This is a genomic window from Sphingopyxis sp. LARHCG72 (assembly GCF_052871675.1).
On sequence record NZ_JBIXJU010000010.1, the window covers coordinates 1 to 16,691 of the forward strand.

The 16,691-nt window shown below is 64.7% G+C and carries 16 protein-coding genes; 6 read left to right on the forward strand and 10 right to left on the reverse strand.

What is annotated here, in order from left to right; all coding sequences use genetic code 11:
• Positions 1–151: 151 nt before the first annotated feature.
• Positions 152–2,542: a membrane-bound PQQ-dependent dehydrogenase, glucose/quinate/shikimate family gene (locus tag ACIPPQ_RS18850; protein WP_446545595.1), complete on the reverse strand. Its 2,391-nt coding sequence runs from the start codon at positions 2,540–2,542 to the stop codon at positions 152–154.
• Positions 2,543–2,993: 451 nt separating this feature from the next.
• Here ACIPPQ_RS18850 and cyoA point away from each other — a divergent pair, with 451 nt between their 5' ends.
• Genes cyoA through cyoD form a run of 4 tightly spaced genes read left to right on the forward strand, consistent with a single transcriptional unit; the run spans position 2,994 to position 7,007 of the window.
• Positions 2,994–3,941 carry a ubiquinol oxidase subunit II gene (gene cyoA, locus ACIPPQ_RS18855; RefSeq protein ID WP_446545596.1) on the forward strand — a complete coding sequence of 316 codons (948 nt, stop codon included), beginning with the start codon at positions 2,994–2,996 and terminating at the stop codon, positions 3,939–3,941.
• 2 nt (positions 3,942–3,943) lie between these two features.
• On the forward strand, positions 3,944–5,950 hold the full coding sequence (gene cyoB, locus ACIPPQ_RS18860) for a cytochrome o ubiquinol oxidase subunit I (RefSeq protein ID WP_446545597.1): 2,007 nt from the start codon (positions 3,944–3,946) through the stop codon (positions 5,948–5,950).
• Positions 5,947–6,624, forward strand: coding sequence for a cytochrome o ubiquinol oxidase subunit III (gene cyoC, locus ACIPPQ_RS18865; RefSeq protein WP_446545598.1), 678 nt, complete (start codon positions 5,947–5,949; stop codon positions 6,622–6,624). The genes cyoB and cyoC overlap by 4 nt, the downstream gene beginning before the upstream one ends.
• Positions 6,621–7,007, forward strand: a complete 387-nt coding sequence (gene cyoD, locus ACIPPQ_RS18870; RefSeq protein ID WP_446545599.1) for a cytochrome o ubiquinol oxidase subunit IV — start codon at positions 6,621–6,623, stop codon at positions 7,005–7,007. Before cyoC ends, cyoD begins: the two co-directional genes overlap by 4 nt.
• A gap of 138 nt (positions 7,008–7,145) precedes the next feature.
• Here the strand turns inward: cyoD and pqqE are convergent, their stop codons facing one another.
• The 6 genes from pqqE to ACIPPQ_RS18900 all read right to left on the reverse strand — a co-directional run bounded on the left by pqqE (position 7,146) and on the right by ACIPPQ_RS18900 (position 10,779).
• Positions 7,146–8,219, reverse strand: coding sequence for a pyrroloquinoline quinone biosynthesis protein PqqE (gene pqqE / locus ACIPPQ_RS18875; protein ID WP_446545600.1), 1,074 nt, complete (start codon positions 8,217–8,219; stop codon positions 7,146–7,148).
• 17 nt (positions 8,220–8,236) lie between these two features.
• The gene (gene pqqD / locus ACIPPQ_RS18880; RefSeq protein WP_446545601.1) at positions 8,237–8,491 is read right to left on the reverse strand and encodes a pyrroloquinoline quinone biosynthesis peptide chaperone PqqD; all 255 of its coding nucleotides are present in this window, start codon (positions 8,489–8,491) and stop codon (positions 8,237–8,239) included.
• Positions 8,492–8,505: 14 nt separating this feature from the next.
• Positions 8,506–9,240 (reverse strand): pyrroloquinoline-quinone synthase PqqC, encoded by a 735-nt coding sequence (pqqC, locus tag ACIPPQ_RS18885; RefSeq protein ID WP_446545702.1) that lies wholly within the window; start codon positions 9,238–9,240, stop codon positions 8,506–8,508.
• Between the two features lie 2 nt (positions 9,241–9,242).
• Positions 9,243–10,145, reverse strand: coding sequence for a pyrroloquinoline quinone biosynthesis protein PqqB (pqqB, locus tag ACIPPQ_RS18890; protein WP_446545602.1), 903 nt, complete (start codon positions 10,143–10,145; stop codon positions 9,243–9,245).
• 6 nt (positions 10,146–10,151) lie between these two features.
• Positions 10,152–10,235, reverse strand: a complete 84-nt coding sequence (gene pqqA / locus ACIPPQ_RS18895; RefSeq protein ID WP_446545703.1) for a pyrroloquinoline quinone precursor peptide PqqA — start codon at positions 10,233–10,235, stop codon at positions 10,152–10,154.
• Between the two features lie 244 nt (positions 10,236–10,479).
• Entirely contained in the window at positions 10,480–10,779 is a 300-nt protein-coding gene (locus ACIPPQ_RS18900) for an extensin-like domain-containing protein (protein ID WP_446545603.1), read from the reverse strand.
• Positions 10,780–11,124: 345 nt separating this feature from the next.
• On the opposite strand from ACIPPQ_RS18900, the gene ACIPPQ_RS18905 reads away from it, so the two are divergent.
• Positions 11,125–11,436 (forward strand): hypothetical protein, encoded by a 312-nt coding sequence (locus tag ACIPPQ_RS18905; protein WP_446545604.1) that lies wholly within the window; start codon positions 11,125–11,127, stop codon positions 11,434–11,436.
• A gap of 118 nt (positions 11,437–11,554) precedes the next feature.
• On the opposite strand, the gene ACIPPQ_RS18910 is transcribed toward ACIPPQ_RS18905, so the two are convergent.
• The 3 genes from ACIPPQ_RS18910 to ACIPPQ_RS18920 all read right to left on the reverse strand — a co-directional run bounded on the left by ACIPPQ_RS18910 (position 11,555) and on the right by ACIPPQ_RS18920 (position 15,474).
• Complete coding sequence (locus ACIPPQ_RS18910) at positions 11,555–12,559, reverse strand: MlaA family lipoprotein (protein WP_446545605.1); 1,005 nt, start codon at positions 12,557–12,559, stop codon at positions 11,555–11,557.
• 115 nt (positions 12,560–12,674) lie between these two features.
• On the reverse strand, positions 12,675–14,039 hold the full coding sequence (locus tag ACIPPQ_RS18915; protein ID WP_446545606.1) for an EAL domain-containing protein: 1,365 nt from the start codon (positions 14,037–14,039) through the stop codon (positions 12,675–12,677).
• A gap of 295 nt (positions 14,040–14,334) precedes the next feature.
• Complete coding sequence (locus ACIPPQ_RS18920; protein ID WP_446545607.1) at positions 14,335–15,474, reverse strand: EAL domain-containing protein; 1,140 nt, start codon at positions 15,472–15,474, stop codon at positions 14,335–14,337.
• Here ACIPPQ_RS18920 and ACIPPQ_RS18925 point away from each other — a divergent pair.
• Positions 15,436–16,638, forward strand: a complete 1,203-nt coding sequence (locus ACIPPQ_RS18925; protein ID WP_446545608.1) for a hypothetical protein — start codon at positions 15,436–15,438, stop codon at positions 16,636–16,638. The genes ACIPPQ_RS18920 and ACIPPQ_RS18925 overlap by 39 nt on opposite strands.
• Positions 16,639–16,691 lie beyond the last annotated feature (53 nt).

Genomic DNA, 16,691 nt, shown 5'->3' on the forward strand with positions numbered 1-16,691 from the left:
CGGAAAATAGGGCTGAAGCCGAGCCATCTGCTCGTCCGTCAGCCAATACAAATCACTCATCCTTCAGGCTCCTCACAGCGAGCCTGAATCACAGCCGTCACCGCAAATCAATGGGTCCTGACCCTAAAGGTGCGCGACCCATGGAGGATGCCTATGGAAGCGCATAAGCGACGAGCGCGTCGCTCGCAGGCGTCTTCATGAAGTGATGCCCGCCGGCCATGATCAGCAGATATTCCTTGCCGCCCTGCTCATAGATCATCGGCGTCGCCTGGCCGCCGCCCGGCAGGACATCGCTCCAAACGGTTTGTCCCGTCCGAAGATCAATCGCCCGGATCAGGTCGTCGGTCGCCGCCGCGACGAATATCAGGCCCGATGCCGTCACTACCGACCCGCCATTGTTCGGCGTTCCGATCTCAAAGGGAAGATAGGACGGAATGCCGAACGGACCGTTGCGGCGCGCGGTACCGAGCGGCCGGTCCCAAAGCGTTTTGCCGGTGGCCAGGTCGATGGCCCGGATGCCGCCGTAGGGGGGCTTGGTGCACAGGACGCCTGTCGGCATCTGCCAGCCCGCATTGACCTCGATGCCATAAGGGGTTCCGGCCATGGCGCCATTTCCCTCGGCACCCGACGCGCTGTGAGCAGCGCGCGGGTCCCCGACGGGGAAGAGCCCCTGCTTGTCGGCGGTCGCGCGATCAACGAGATGATTGCTGTTCGAGGTCAGATTATAGTTGGCGATGATGACTCCGCGCCGCGGATCGATCGCGACACTCCCCCAGTCCGAGCCGCCGTTATAGCCAGGCCACTGGATATTCGACCGGCCGAGCTGCGGCGGCGTATAAGGCCCCTCGTAGCGCGCCCGCCGAAACTGGATGCGACAGAGCATCTGATCGATCGGCGACAGGCCCCACATGTCCTTTTCGGTCAGATTCGCCGTACGCAGCGTATGGTAGGTCGAGAAGGGCTGGGTCGGCGAGCGCTGGCCCGGCTCGGCGCCGCCGCCCGGAACCCGGCGTTCATCGACAGCCCGGAGCGGACGCCCGGTGGCCCGGTCGAGCACATAGATGTCGCCCTGCTTGGTCGGCAGGATGAGCGCGGGGACGCGGCCTGCCGGGGTCGGGAAGTCGACGAGACTCGGTTGCGAGCTCAGGTCATAATCCCACACGTCATTGTGAACCGTCTGGAAGGTCCAGCGCGGGCGCCCGGTCTGGACGTCGAGCGCGACGAGCGCCGAACTATGCTTCTTTTCCTCGGCGCCGCGAAGGCTCGAATAATAATCGCCCGCCGAATTCCCCATCGGAACATAGACAAGGCCGAGCGCCTCGTCGCCCGCGGCGGCAGTCCAGCTGTTCGGCGTCCCGAAGGAATAATAATCGCCGGCCTTTGGTTCTCCGGTCAGGTCGGGACGATTCATGTCCCAGGCGAAACGAAGCTTGCCGGTCACCGCATCATAACCGCGAATGACTCCCGAAGCCGCCCAGCGCCGCTGCCCGTCGAGCACCTGATGCCCGGTGACCACGACGCCCTGGACGATCACGGGGGGCGAAGTGATCGCAGCGGTGCCTGGAATGAGCGGCTTCGGCGTCGCGTCGGCGCTTTCTTTCTGGCCGAGCCCGACCCGCAGATCGGCTTCACCGCCGGTCCCGAAGTCGGCACAGGACTTGCCCGTCTTCGCGTCGACCGCGATCAAACGCATGTCGAGCGTTCCCGCGATGATCCGCGCGGCGCATGCGCTGCCCGGCGCCGCGCCCGGAACCGTGTAATAAGCGACGCCGCGGCAGGCGGCGGTATAAGGCACCCACTGCTTGGGCACCTTGGGATCGTGAAGCCAGAGCTGGCGCCCGGTGGCGGCATCGAGCGCGAACAGCTTGTTCATCGGCGTGCAACCGAAGACGCGGTCGCCGATCTTGAGCGGGGTCAGCTCGGCGCCATATTTGTCAGGGATGTCGCCGGTGTTGAAAATCCAGGCGCGCTTGAGCGTGCCGACATTGGCCGGCGTGATCTGGTTGGTATCCGAGTAGCGCTGTGCGCTCGGTCCGCCGCCATAGGCCGTCCAGTCACCGCCGCGGCCGATATTCACCGGATTGTCATAGGGCAAGGCTGCGAGCTGCGGCATGGGCTGGGGAACCGAACCGCCGCTAAGCGCGGCGGCCGCGACAGTAGCGGCGGTGAAGACCCCAACGATCGCCAGGCCGAGATTGCGGAGCAGTGCGGCGCGTTCGACACGCAGCGTCGGCAGCAACAGCAGCGCGCACAGCATCAGGATGAGGGGGCCGGTCAGTCGCGGCGTCAGCGCCCAAGCGTCGAGCCCGGCCTCCCAGAAGGACCAGAATATGGTGAGCAGGAAAGCACCGGCATAAAGATAAAAGCCTTGGACCCTGGCAAGCAGGAAATAGGCGCCGGAGACGAGGATCAGGACACCCACCACCAGATAATACAGGCTGCCACCCAGCGTCGCGAGCCAGATGCCGCCGCCGGCGAGGATCAGGCCGATCAGAAGAAGAACTATGCCGAAGGCGCCCCGCGCCAGATTTGCAAACCGCATGAATCTCCCCTGCTACAGTGGCCGACCGCCGACTCGCGACGCGAAAGTATCGCCTGGGCTGCCTGTCCGAAGCCGCTGCCTTCTCACGAAGGCGGCGCGGGTTCCAGTAAACGGCCGTGAGCGGCGGGCGCTAACCGGTCGCCGCGCGCATGAGGCGGCAAGGCGTATGAGGACAGTCCGGCGCATCCTGCTGCAACGCCAGCGACGTCATCGGCTTTCGAAAATCCGGCTCCAAAGCGTCGGTTCCGCCCCATCCAGCCCCGCGTCACGCAGAAAGCGGCGCCGCCGCTGCAGTGCCTCGCGCATGCGTCCTAACCGTTAGCCACAGCCACTCACTGCCCAAAAGGAGCAGCGCGCCATAGAAAGCTCCGGGAGGCGGGCGCGGCGAGTCCGGCATTCGATTTCCAGACAACCGCCGCAATCGACCATGGCTTATTTGGGGAGAAAGACGATGCCCGTGCTCCAGCCGCCCGGCACCGCCGCGGCGCGCGCTTCTTGGCGGCGTCTTTCGGTTTCCCGAGCGATCAGCGGCGCATGGCTGAGCAAGTCGACGCTATCCCTCTTGCTCGCGTTCTCGCTTGGTGGCTGCGCCGGCGGCGTGCTCGACCCTAAGGGACCCATTGGCAGCGCTCAAAAATCCATCCTTCTGAATTCGCTAGGAATCATGCTCGCGATCGTGATCCCGACGATTATCGCGACGCTCGCGACCGCCTGGTGGTTCCGCGAATCCAACACGCGGGCCGTCTATCGTCCCGATTTCACCTATTCGGGACGGATCGAACTCATTGTCTGGTCGATTCCGATGATAATCATCCTGCTTCTCGGCGGGATCGCCTGGGTCGGCGCCCATGACCTCGATCCCGCGAAGCCGATCGCCTCGCCGGTCGCGCCGGTCCGGGTCGAGGTCGTTTCGCTCGACTGGAAATGGCTCTTTATCTATCCCGACCAGGGCGTCGCCAGCGTCAACCGGCTCGTCGTCCCCGCGGGCACGCCGATCAGCTTCTCGCTCACTTCGTCCGGCGTCATGAACAGCTTCTTCGTGCCCCAGCTCGGCACACAGATCTACACCATGGCGGGGATGGTCACGCGCCTCAATCTGCAGGCGGACGAGCCCGGGACCTATCGCGGCATGTCCTCGCAGTTCAGCGGCGACGGCTTCGCCGACATGCATTTCGAGGTGGTTGCGCTTCCTGAAGGGGAGTTCGGGGCCTGGGCCGCCGCGACGCGGGCGAAGGGCGGCGTTCTCACGCCGGCATCCTACGCCGCGCTTCGCCGTCCGAGCAAGGACGTACCACCTTCTAGCTACGGCTCGGTTTCTCCCAATCTTTTCGATGCTGTCGTCGAGGGGCGCGATGAAGCGCTCGCCGGCGCGCGCAACTGCTCTCCAGACAAGGGTTGATCATGCTTGGCAAGCTTAGCTGGGGCGCCATTCCCCTTCACGAACCCATCCCGCTCATCACCTCGGGGGTCATCCTGCTCGGTGTCATCGGGCTCCTGAGCTGGCTCCTTCTCACGGGGAATTGGCGCTATCTCTGGTCCGAATGGGTCACCTCGGTCGATCACAAGCGCATCGGGGTCATGTATTGCATCCTCGGCCTCATCATGCTGCTGCGCGGCTTCGCCGATGCCGCGATGATGCGCTCGCAGCAGGCTCTGGCGGCGGGCGGGGCGCAAGGCTATCTGCCGCCCGACCATTATGACCAGATTTTCACCGCGCATGGCGCGATCATGATCTTCTTCGTCGCGATGCCGCTGATCGCCGGGCTCATGAACTTCGTGGTGCCGCTGCAGCTCGGCGTGCGCGACGTCGCCTTTCCAACGCTCAATTCGGTGAGCTTCTGGTTGACCGCCTCGGGCGCGCTCCTCATCAACCTCAGCCTGTTCATCGGCGAGTTCGCCCGCACCGGGTGGCTCGCCTATCCCCCGCTGAGCGAACTCAAATATTCGCCTGGGGTCGGGGTCGACTATTATCTTTGGTCGCTCCAGATCGCCGGCATCGGCACGCTCTTGTCCGCAATCAATCTCGTGACGACGATCCTCAAGGTTCGCGCGCCGGGCATGTCCTATTCGCGCATGCCCGTCTTCTGCTGGACCGCTCTTGCCTCCAACCTGCTGATCGTGGCCGCCTTCCCGGTGCTGACCGCGGTCCTCGCGATGCTGACGCTCGACCGTTATCTCGACTTCCATTTCTTCACCGATGGCGGCGGCGGCAATCCGATGATGTACGTCAACCTGATCTGGATCTGGGGCCATCCCGAAGTCTATATTCTCATTCTGCCGGCCTTCGGCGTCTATTCGGAAGTCATCTCGACCTTCTCGGGCAAGCCGCTGTTCGGCTATCGCTCGATGATTCTCGCGACGATGTGCATCTGCGTCCTCTCCTTTACGGTCTGGCTTCATCATTTCTTCACGATGGGCGCGAGCGCGAATGTGAACGGCTTCTTCGGCGTGATGACGATGATCATCGCGGTGCCGACGGGGGTCAAGGTCTTCAACTGGCTCTTCACTATTTACGGCGGGCGCCTTCGTTTCACCGTGCCCGTCCTGTGGACGCTCGGCTTCATGGTGACATTCGTCATCGGCGGCATGACCGGCGTGCTGCTCGCAATCCCGCCGGTGGACTTCGTGCTCCACAACAGCCTGTTCCTGATCGCGCATTTCCACAACACGATCATCGGCGGCGTCATCTTCGGCCTCTTCGCAGGTTATAACTACTGGTTCCCCAAGGCCTTCGGTTTCACGCTCCACGAGGGCTGGGGCAAGACCGCCTTCTGGCTGTGGCTCGTCGGCTTCTACGTCGCCTTCATGCCGCTCTACGCGCTCGGCTTCATGGGCATGACGCGCCGGATGCAGCATTATGACGAACTGGCCTGGCAGCCCTATCTTGTCGCCGCGGCTTTCGGCGCCGCGCTGATCTTCGCGGGTATCCTGTGCCAGATCATTCAGCTCGTGGTCTCGATCCGCGACCGCGCCCAGCGGCGCGATCTGACCGGCGATCCTTGGAACGGACGTTCGCTTGAATGGGTGACGTCGTCGCCGCCGCCCGAGTTCAACTTCGCGGTCACGCCCGACGTGACCGGCGAGGAAGCCTATTGGGGCATCAAGCAGCGCGTGTTGCAGCAAGGCCGGCTCGATCAGGAACCCGATTATCGCCCGATAGAAATGCCGCAGAATAACGCGATGGGCATCAGCATCGCCTTCTGCATGAGCTTCGCGGGCTTCGCGCTGATCTGGCACATATGGTGGCTCGCCGCAGCGATGCTGATCGGCGCCGCCGCGCTTGTGGTCCGATATGGATGGGCCGAGCCGCCCGAGCGGCGCATTCCGGCGGACGATGTCGCCCGGATTGACCGCGAACGCCGCCGCGCGCGTGCGACGCAAGTTTCGGCCGCAAGGATGCCCGTATGACCCAGGACAGCATCAACGCCCCTTCCCTTGCCATGCCGCACGACCCCCACCGCCTCGGCCGGGGCGCAGGCGAGGCCAACCCCGCGCAGGGCCATGGCGAGGGCGGCCCGGCGTCGCGGCGTCTCGTATCGGGTTTCGGCTTCTGGATATTCCTGCTGTCGGACATGGTGATGTTCGCGGTCCTCTTCGCGACCTTCGCCGTCCTGCGCGACGCGACCGCGGGAGGTCCTGGCGGCCGGGAATTGTTCGACATCCCGAATGTCGCCGTCGAAACCGTTCTGCTGCTGCTGTCGAGCTTCACCTGCGGCTATGCGATGCTCGCCGCTGGATCCGGCGATCATCGGCGGACCCGTATCTGGCTCGCGGTGACGATCCTGTTGGGTTTCTGCTTCCTCGTGCTCGAACTGCGCGAATTCGCCAATCTGATTGCGGACGGCGCGGGACCGCAGCGAAGCGCCTTTCTGTCGGCCTTTTTCGCGCTGGTGGGCTGTCACGGATTGCATGTGACGGCGGGATTGCTCTGGGCCGTCATGCTGATCGCGCAGATCGCGACGCAAGGGCTTCATCCCGCGCTTGAACGCCGCCTCCTGTGCTTCAGCCTGTTCTGGCACGCACTCGACATCATCTGGGTCGCGGTTCTGACCCTCGTCTATCTGGTTGGAGTCTCGCAATGACCGAATCCGAAGCGTCCGCGATGAAAAACAGCCTGCCCGGCGAAGACAAGGTCCATCAGGGGAGCGCGCGCCATTATGTCGTCGGGTTGCTGCTCGCGCTCGCGCTGACCGCGACGTCCTTCTGGGTCGCCTCGACCGACACGCTCTGGGCGCCCGGCGTTCCGATCGGACTGGCGGTGCTCGCCGTCGCGCAGATGGGCGTGCATCTTGTCTTCTTTCTGCACATGACGACAAGCCCTGACAATACGAACAATATTCTCGCCCTCGCCTTCGGGCTTGTCATCATGTTCCTGGTCGTGGTGGGATCGCTCTGGATCATGGCCAATCTCGACGCCAACATGGTGCACGACCCCAATGCGATGAACATCCACACCCAGCGCTAAAGCGGCATCATTGGCCGCCCTGCGGCGTCCGGTCGGACGGCTAGGCGGTGCGAGCAACAAGCGAAGATTTTCCGTTGGGAGCTGGAGCGCCCGGTTCGCCCGCGACGGTCGCACCGTCCGTGGACGAAGCTGCGCCTGTCAGCGGCGACGGGACAACCGGCGCGGCACCAGCGCTCCCGCCTCCTGCGTCATCGCCGCCCCCAGCGCCGCCTCGATCAGCGGGCGGTTGGGCGAAAGATGGCAGGCCGGATCGGCCAGGACGGCGTCGCCGGCGATCGCGAACGCCTGACAGCGGCAACCGCCCCAGTCGATCTCGCGCCGGTCGCAGCTCCGGCAGGGCTCGGGCATCCAGCCGGTGCCGCGGAACCGGGAAAAAGCATCGGACTGCGACCATATTTCGACAAGCGACTCGCGAAGCACCGATGGAAATTCAAAACCGGGCAGCGTCTCGGCGGCATGGCATGGCAGCGCTTTGCCCGACGGCGAGATGTTGATGAAGCGGTTGCCCCAGCCTCCCATGCATGCCTTCGGCCGCGCCGCATGATAGTCCGGCACGACATAGTCGATCACAATGCGTCCGGCGAGGCGCGCGCGCGCCGCATCGACCACCGACGTCGCCTGGTCGAGTTGCGCGCGGCCGGGCAGGAGCGCATCGCGATTGAGCAGTGCCCAGCCATAATATTGGGTATGCGCGATTTCGATCCGCTCGGCGCCCAGCCGTTCGCCGAGCGTGATCATTTCGCCCACCCTGTCCATATTCCGCCGGTGAAGCACGAAGTTGACCGTGAGCGGCAAGCCCGCCTCCCGAATTCTCCGCGCGGCGGCCATCTTCTTCGCATGACCTCCGCGATACCCGCCGAGACGGTCGGCAGGGCCAGGCAGCACGTCCTGGAAGCTGAGCTGGATGTGATCGATACCGCCGGCGAGCAGACCGGCCATCGCCCGGTCGGACAGCAGGACGCCCGACGTAATCAGATTGGTATAGAGTCCCGCCGCCCGTGCGTGCGCGACAAGCTCCGGCAAGTCGCCTCGCGCCATGGGTTCGCCTCCCGAGAAATGGACCTGAAGGATGCCGATCGCCGCCGCCTGATCAAGCACATGCTGCCATTCCCGCGTCGAGAGTTCGGCTTCGGGCGAATCCATCTGCAACGGATTCGAACAATAGGCGCATTGCAGGGGGCAGCGATGCGTGAGTTCGGCAATCAAGCCCATTGGCGGCGGCGGCGCCTTCATAATTGAACCGCGCCCCGCGCCGAAAGATCGCCGAGCGTCGCGATGACGTCGGCGGCGATTTCGCCGGCGGGGGCCTCGAAACGGTTCGCAAGGTCGGCCGTGATCGCATCAATCGATCGCGAGCCATCGATCAGTTTCAGAATCTCGACCGCAATCTCGTCGGGCATGAACAATTTTTCGGGGGCAAGGAGCAACCACATCCCGCGGACCGTATCGAAACGCAGCGTAACGCCGCGGCGAAACGTCGGCACGGCCCGCCCCTCGATCATGCGCCCACCTGCGGAACGAAAGCCCCGGGCGGGATCATCCCGGGCGCGATATAGGCGTGATAGAGACCGTCGAGCTGGCACCACAGCACGTCGCATTTGAAACGGAGCGCGGCCAGGACCGCCTGCTGTTTTTCGGGCGTGTCCGCATGCGTCTTGACATAGGCGAGCGCCCAACCGCTGTCCTGCGGCGCCTGCGCCAGGCGGGGCGTGAAATAGGCCAGCGTGTCGGGGCCGATCCAATCATAATTGGCGAGCATTCCGGACACGCGTTCGGCGATGATCGCCGGCGAGAATATTTCGGTCAACGAGGAGGCGACCGCCTCGAGCAGGGGGCGCTCGCGGACGTAAGCGACATAGGCGTCGACAGCGAAGCGCGTGGCCGGCAGTATATGGGCCGTGCTCTCCACCATCGCGCGCTCAAGCCCCACGCCTTCGGCCAGCTTCAGCCAGCGCTCGATGCCGCCGGCTCCGGTCCCGTCGCCGTCATGATCCTCGATGCGGCGACGCCATTCGCGGCGCTCGCCGGCGGTAGGCAGGCGCGCCATCAGCGTCGCGTCCTTGGCAGGGATCGACGCCTGGTAATAATAGCGGTTGAGCGCCCACGCCTGAATCTGCCCGCGCGACAGCCCGCCGCCATGAAGGAGATGGTGAAAGGGATGGCGTATGTGATAGCGTTCGGCGCCGACGCCGCGTATCGCCGCCTCCAGATCGCCGGGCGACAGAAATGCCATGCTCACAGGCAGAACTCCATTCCATCCTCCGCCACGATCCAGCCCGCCGCCTCGGTCCGCGCGCGCTCGGGACTATCGGAAAGCAATATCGGGTTGCTGTTGTTCATATGGATCACGATCTTTCGCGCGACGGAGAGCCCTTCCAGAAGAGCGAGCGTCCCGTCGGCGCCCGACAGGCTCATATGCCCCATGCGGCGCCCGGTTTTCGTGCCGAGCCCCGCCGCGATCATTTCGTCGTCGCGCCATAATGTGCCGTCGAAGAACAGCATGTCGGCACCAGCGAAACGCGCGACGAGATCGGGCGTCAGCGCGGCACAGCCGGGAACATAGAGGAGGCGGCGAGTGCCTTGAACAACCTCGAGGCCGACCGTCCGGTCGTCGGTTACGATCGGCGGCGGCTCGCTTTCGCCTTCGAGATAAAGCGGGATTTTGCCGGGCACCGCGAAAAAACGCGCGGCGAGCCCGGCATCGAGATCGAAACATGTATCGGGCGATTGAACTTGGCGTTTGACGATATCGCGGGCCAAAACCTCGAAGATCGGATTGGTGTCGAGGACGGCGTGGATGCGCGCCGTGGCGTAGATCGTCAGTGGCTGCCGCTCGCGCAGCGTCAACAGGCCTGCTACCGCATCGACGTCGCCGCCGGTGAGCACAACGCCGGCGATCGGGGAATGACGTCGCCCCTCGCGCGGGTGAAGCGCCCGCCGGTCGTTGATCTGCTGCCGCAGATCCGGAGAGGCATTGACGAGAAACCATCGATCGCCGTCGCTGCTGACCGCGATACTCGCCTGGGTGCTCGGACGCGCGGCAGGTTCGCCTTCGCGCGCGCGCCGGCAACCCTGTCCGTTCGAGTTCCATTGGGGGAAGCCACCGCCGGCGGCCGCCCCCAGGACGAGAATACGCACGGCGGCCTAGACGGACATCTCCGCACTGGCGTAGCAGTTGATTTCCGCTCCGAGCTGGATTTCGACGATCTTCGGGGTCTTCCATTTCATATGCTGTCTCCTCGGCTTTGGTTGGCCGCCGATGCTTCAGGAGCACAATGCTATCAGGATCTCAGGCGCTTACAAAAGGTCTCACATGTTAGACGGACCAGCACGAGCGGGTCCGGGCGAGCGAGACCGAAGCGAAACGCCAGCGCGCGGCTCGCGGCTCGCCCCAGGCGCGGCAATCGATGACGGCAACAGAGCATGACGGGCATCGTCGCACAGGCGCCGTGCGTGGCCCGGTCGAGCGAAGCTAACGGCAGAAGCCGCCACCGCTCACATCCATGTGAAAATGATACCTATGAGCTGCATTATAGGCGGGACCCAGGACCGTGCCGAAGCGGCGGCATGCCGATCGATGCAGGACGCGGAGGAAATGTTGCGATGCCCGTTCGCCATCCCATCCCGCTTCGACGCTGATCCGCCGCCCGTCGGCAAGAAAAAACGCCGAAACCTCGACCGCATTGGCATAGGCATGCTGCGACAGGCGTCCGCGCCGGCTGCCTGCGATCTCCCGGCAGCTATAGGTCTCGAATGTTTCGACCCGCACCACGTCGTGCCGAGGAATTTTCGCGCCGCGGGACTCACGGCGTGGCGGACCCACGTCGCAAAATTGCGGGCGAGCGGGCAGGTCATCAGCCCGAGACCGGTCACGGAGTGCCGATCTCGAGAAGCGCCACGGCGTTGGCCATGGCGCAGCCGCCGCCAAATTCGGGGTCGGGTTAGGGGGAAAACCGAATTCCGCGAGCCTGGAGATCGGCGGTGCACAAGCGCGCTTCCTCGCGGGCGGGCATTTCATATGCGGCACCGGCTGGGCGCTCCCGGCCGCGCGGAGCCGCATCCTGAGGGTTCGCGACGCAGGATGTGAGGATCGAGGCAGCCAGACCAAGGAACAGCGATGCGTTCGGGCTCTTCCCGCGGAACGGACGCGCCCTTTTGCTCCGCCCGGTCCGACCGGCCGGGCCGCGGCGAAGCAGCGGCGCGCGTGGCTATTATCACCGGCCCGGGCCTCGGGCCCGAACCAGCTCCAATCCCCGACCGCCTGCTCATCGAGAACATCGGCTTTGCGGCGTCCACCGCGCGCCGCGCCGATGATCCTGCTGCCGCGTTCGCGCAGGCGGTCGCGGCAAATCCGGTTTGCGGTTCCGGCGCGCGCGCCGGAGCGGAGCCTTTGGCAAGCAGCCATCTTTCGGCAATGCGGCAGCGATGACATCTCGCCGCGGCTTGTCCCCGTCCGCCCGCCGCCGCGCCTCGCGCGCGGCCCGCCCAACTCTCCGGGCGGGACCGCGCCTCCGCGCGGCAAGCATTGTGCGGGCGCTTCCCGACGGTCAAAGCGGGGCAGGATCGACCTCCTCCGCAACGGGCGCGTCTTGCCCCGGCTGCACCGCGGCGGTAGGCGCTTCGATGCCGGGCGCGCCTGCCGCGGGGACGTCCCCCCCATGACCCACGCCCTTCAGGCTATCGATTTCACGCTGCCGCATATCGAGATAGAGCGTTCGGGTTTCCGCGTAGGGATCGATGCTTTCCTCGCGCAGGCGGCGAATCTCGGAATCGCGCGCGACCCGTTCGTTGAGCTTGTTGATGGCGGTGGCCGGGAGGGCGAATGTCGCACGGTCGAAAGGCTTGCCGACCGAGGTGGGGAGTATGAGGATGTCGACGGTGTCGCCAAACAGATCGCGGAGCGTCGTCGAACCGACGAGCGGCAAATAGAGATAGGGTCCGGATTCAACGCCATAATAACCCAGCGTGTTGGCAAAACCATTGGGCCGATGGGGAAGATTGAAGGGCTTTTTCTTGGCGACATCGAAGAGCCCTCCGAGACCCAATGTCGAGTTCACCGCGAAACGGCCTAGCGTTTCGGCAGCCTTGCCCAACTTGAATTGCAACAGAAAATTGAGGAAATTAACGGGCTCGCCGAGATTCCTGAGAGCATTGCCTAGCCCGTCGCGGACCGGCTCGGGAAGGATGGTTCGATAACCGTGGGCGATCGGCCCCACGACGGCCTCGTCGATCGATTGGACGATCTCGAATGACTGGATATTGACGCCTTGGAGCGGGTCTCCCGGCGGGGCGTCGCCGCGCGCGGTGACGACGATATCCCCTTCGGGCACCGGCACATCGGCGAGCGGCAGGGACATGTCGGCCGGAGGCGCCTGATCGTCCTGCGGCGAGGCTTCCACCGGTGCAAGAGGGGCCGGCGTGTCCGGCGCCGACGGTCCAGCGGCCGGGTGCACGGCTTCTATCCCGGCCGGGGCAGGTTTCGCCGTCGCCTCCGTGTCGGCGGGAACGCCGGCCATCAGGAGAACGGCACCTGCGGAGGGAAGGATAATCACGCGGCCGACTCCATTATAGGCTGCTGTTTCAAAGGAAAATCAAAGGGCGAAAGGCTGCGGAGATTCCGCGTCGGGAGTCTCCGCCCGATGATGCGCCACGCCATCATCCTCCCGTTCAAGCCGAGCCTCCCGACGCGCCGCGCGCCGAAAAATCCGGCCGCAGGCGGTCCGAAAGCGCCTCGCTCACACCGGCGCCGGTTGATCCGCCATCAAGCACCCATGGGCGGAGAAGAGACGGCGGCGCCGGAAGATCGCCTTGGCACCAGCCGGCACCGTTCAAGGCCGCAAAATCCATCTGCTCGCGATTCTCGACATTCTGGGCGATCACCTCGGCGCCCATGGCAGCGGCGAACTGCGCCAGCGGAGCAAAGCAGCGCCCGTCCCGGATCGCACGCGCCGCGCCGCCCAAAAAGATGTGCGGGATCTTGATTGCATCGGGCGCAAGAGCGACAGCCTCACGGATTGAGGCATGACTGGCACCGAACCGGTCGAGCACCAGATGCCCGCCGTGGCGGCGGAGCCGGGAAACGAAATCCGCTGCCAGTGACGGGCTCCGGTTCGGCTCGCTGCCGGTCAGCTCCACGAAAAGCCGGCTCGCGACCGAAGGGCTGCGTTTCAGCTCGGCCCAGAGCGGTGCCCACCACAGATCGTCGATCGCACTCAGGCTTGAAATATTGAATCCCAGCGCCACGCCGGATATTGAAGTTTTCAATTCGGCGATCGCATCCGCCGCGACCATGCGGTCCAGCGCCCGCACGAAGCCGGTTCGCTCAAGCGCGCCGAGATAATTGCCGTTCTCGACAAAACCCCGGGACTCCGACAGGAAACGGGAAAGCCCTTCGAAATAGAGAATACGCGCGGACACGTCAGTCGACGGCGACCTGACAACCGGTTGCCAGGCGAGGCAGTGCCCGCCCTCGAAAACAGCCCGCATAGCATCGTCGGCGGCAGCCAGATCGAGCCGGTACGCCAGCCTTGCCCGCTCGGAATTCGGTACCGGAGCGAGACTGCGAAGCGGCCCCTCGGCCGCCTTTTCCTCCAGCCCCTTCAGTTCAGCCCGCCCACGTCCATAATCGAAGGAGGGTGCGGTCCACCATTGCAGTGCTGCCAGCAGCCGCAGGCGCGCCGGCTGGCCGCCCCCTTCATGGATGACGATCGCCCGCGCGGCGATCTGGGCCAGCAATTCACTCGCGAACAGCTCGAACGACGGTCCCGCCATCGCCGCGGGAACGAAAATAAACATCGCGTCGCGCGCGTCTGCCATCTCGACGGCGACCGGAAGCGATTCCAGCCGCCGCTCGCTGCTCATCGCCCCCGCAGCGGCGTTGCAAACACCGCGCATGACTCCCTGCAACAGGACGAGCGCCTGATCGGCTATCGCTTCGCCATAGGCGGCGGCGATATGCCCGTGGTTAACGACGTGGAGAGTGATGCAGCAGCCGAGCCCCTCATCCACAAAAGCAGCTGGACGTTCGTTCACAAGACCCTGCACGGGCGCGCCAGAACGCTTTTCTCTCGCAGCCGGTCTGCCGGCAAGATGCGGACTTTTCTCTCTTCGGGCGGCCGTCGGTGGCAGTGAGAAGATCTGACTAACGATCGCTCGCCGTGCGACGGCCCGGACGCGCTGAATGTGGTCGGCTGCGCGAGGAGGCGGAGAATTGCGGAGCTCCCTGCCCTTCGCCCCAACGGTTCTCTTCCGCCCTCCCGATGCGACCAAGTCTTCCAGAGGCGAGGACAAGCCCCGCTCGCCGCGCCCCGATTTCCGCGGCCTCGCATCAGCAGAACTCGGGGCGGCCGAAGGCCATCGGCCGTCCATGGCAATAGCCCTGCTGCCAGACGGCGCCGGCTTCAATCATCATCGTGCTTTGCGCGGGGGTCTCGACACCCTCGACGATCACGATCGGCGCGAGACTCTCGAGCAGGCCGACCAGATGAGCGATACCCGAAAGCCCGTTGGGCGCCTCTTCGGCCCAGCGAACATAAAAGGCATCGACCTTGATCATGTCGGGGGCGAGCGCGATGACCCGCTGCAACGATGCATTGCCCATGCCGAAGTCATCGAGCGCGATCCGACAGCCGAGCATTCGCATCGCGGACGCAAACGCGACCGCGGACGCGACCGAGGTCAATTCGGCGGTCTCGGTGATCTCGATAACGAGGCGCGACGCGACCTCGGGTGCCTGCTGCAACCTCCGCTTGAGACTGTACCACCACAGATCATCGACCGCGCTTTGGGCGGAGATATTGGCGGCGAGCACGAGGTCGGGCGATGCTTCGAGTTCGGCAAGGACGCGCGCGACGATATAGGAATCGAAGGCGCGGACCAACTGAAGCCGCTCGAGCGCAGGAATGAAATCCGCGGGAGAATGCAGTCCGGCGGTGGGCTCGGCGACGCGCACAAGGCACTCGTGATACAGGATACGGTCCGTCGTCGACGCGTGGCGCACTGCTTGCCGGCCCAGCGCCACCCGTCCGTCCCGCAACGCTTCATAAAGCTCTGCCGCCCGGCGCATATCGTCGCGATAGCCGCCGGCGGCAGGCGCCAACCGCAGCGCCTTGTCCCGAGAATCCCCGGCGACCGCGCGGGCCTCTCCGACACTCGGCTCGACGAGCGAGGGCTGGGCGCACAACAGCGTGCCGCTGACCGCAAAGGGCTGCAGCGCGATCGCGAGCAACAGATATTCGCCGAACGCTTCCTTGGACCCAGGAAGCTCGAGCATCGCGCAGACGGCAGGCAGGTCGAGGAAAGCGATTTCGACGTAGCGCCCGTCGCTGGAGACATTGCAGCCCGTCTCGGCGAGCGCCTGAAGCCGCCGCCGGATCGCCTCGCCGAGTTCGACGATTGCCGACTCGCCGTAGGCCGCGGCGATCTGGTCATGATTGTCGATCCGGACGACGAGGCTCGCCTTTTTCATGATTTGCGCAACTCCAGTGCTTTTTGCACAGAAGGGGACGCAGGCCGCGCCGGGTCGTGCACCGTGCGTGACGATTTTTCTTCCATCGGCCGGGCGTTGGCGCGGCCAGACCCGGATGCTGCACGTTCGATCACCGATATTTTCTGCGGCCGATGCACGGGGCAGAGCGAACTGCGTCTTATCGAATCGAAAAAGGGAAGTGAAGCGAGCGTCCGAAGCGCGGGATATGCCGCAAGCCAAGGGATCGATGGCTATCCCGCAAAAGATCGCGGGGGGCCGGCCGCATGGGGGGCAGGAGAATGGAAATGCTCCGATTTGGGTCGCTCCTCCAACCTCGAAGGACATATCATGAAAGCCGGAATCATCCCCTCGGCCGTGGCGGCGAGCGCCTTCGCCTCTCTCGGCCTCGGCCTCGTCGCTCCCGCCGCCGCGCAGGATAGCGATCTCGCGAAGAAAATGAGCAATCCCGTTGCCGCGCTGATCAGCGTGCCGATCCAATATGATTATAATGGAAGGATCGGCGAAAAAGAGGGTGCGCAAATCACGGTCAATATCGAGCCGGTGATTCCTATCTCGATCGGCCGCGATCTCAACCTCGTGTCGCGTACCATCCTCCCTGTAAAATGGCAGAATGACGTCGCGGGCAATTCAGGGCGTCAAGCCGGGCTGGGTGACACGGTCCAGAGCTTCTTTATCTCGCCCAAGGCGCCTACCTCGGGCGGTCTCATCTGGGGGGCCGGACCCGCCTTTTTGCTGCCGACCGGCACCGACCATCTGCTCGGGGACAAGAAATGGGGAATCGGGCCCACCGCGGTGGCGTTGAAGCAGTCCGGCCCCTGGACCTATGGCATGTTGGCCAATCATCTGTGGTCGTTCGCCGGCGCGGGGCAACGCGATGGCGTCAGCGCCACATTTGCAGAGCCGTTCCTCAGCTATACGACCGGCGACGCATGGACCCTGGGCATCAACACCGAAACGAGCTACGACTGGAAGAGCTCATCTTGGTCGGTTCCCGTCAATGTCCAGCTCAGCAAATTGACGGCGATCGGCGGACAGCCGGTCAGCCTCCAAACGGGCGTGCGTTACTGGGCCGCGAGCGCGCCGGGCGGCCCTGACGGGCTCGGCTTTCGCGCTACGATAACCCTTCTTTTTCCGAGGAAATAAACGGCTCCTTGCGCCGCCCTTTCCCGTGCCGCGCTATGGGGCGAGAGCTCGCA

Coding starts and splice junctions, on each gene's coding strand:
- ACIPPQ_RS18850 (WP_446545595.1), bottom strand. CDS start 2,542: ATGCGGTTTGCAAATCTGGCGCGGGGCGCCTTCGGCATAGTTCTTCTT.
- cyoA (WP_446545596.1), top strand. CDS start 2,994: ATGCCCGTGCTCCAGCCGCCCGGCACCGCCGCGGCGCGCGCTTCTTGG.
- cyoB (WP_446545597.1), top strand. CDS start 3,944: ATGCTTGGCAAGCTTAGCTGGGGCGCCATTCCCCTTCACGAACCCATC.
- cyoC (WP_446545598.1), top strand. CDS start 5,947: ATGACCCAGGACAGCATCAACGCCCCTTCCCTTGCCATGCCGCACGAC.
- cyoD (WP_446545599.1), top strand. CDS start 6,621: ATGACCGAATCCGAAGCGTCCGCGATGAAAAACAGCCTGCCCGGCGAA.
- pqqE (WP_446545600.1), bottom strand. CDS start 8,219: ATGGGCTTGATTGCCGAACTCACGCATCGCTGCCCCCTGCAATGCGCC.
- pqqC (WP_446545702.1), bottom strand. CDS start 9,240: ATGGCATTTCTGTCGCCCGGCGATCTGGAGGCGGCGATACGCGGCGTC.
- pqqA (WP_446545703.1), bottom strand. CDS start 10,235: ATGAAATGGAAGACCCCGAAGATCGTCGAAATCCAGCTCGGAGCGGAA.
- ACIPPQ_RS18905 (WP_446545604.1), top strand. CDS start 11,125: ATGCGTTCGGGCTCTTCCCGCGGAACGGACGCGCCCTTTTGCTCCGCC.
- ACIPPQ_RS18925 (WP_446545608.1), top strand. CDS start 15,436: ATGATTGTCGATCCGGACGACGAGGCTCGCCTTTTTCATGATTTGCGC.
- ACIPPQ_RS18920 (WP_446545607.1), bottom strand. CDS start 15,474: ATGAAAAAGGCGAGCCTCGTCGTCCGGATCGACAATCATGACCAGATC.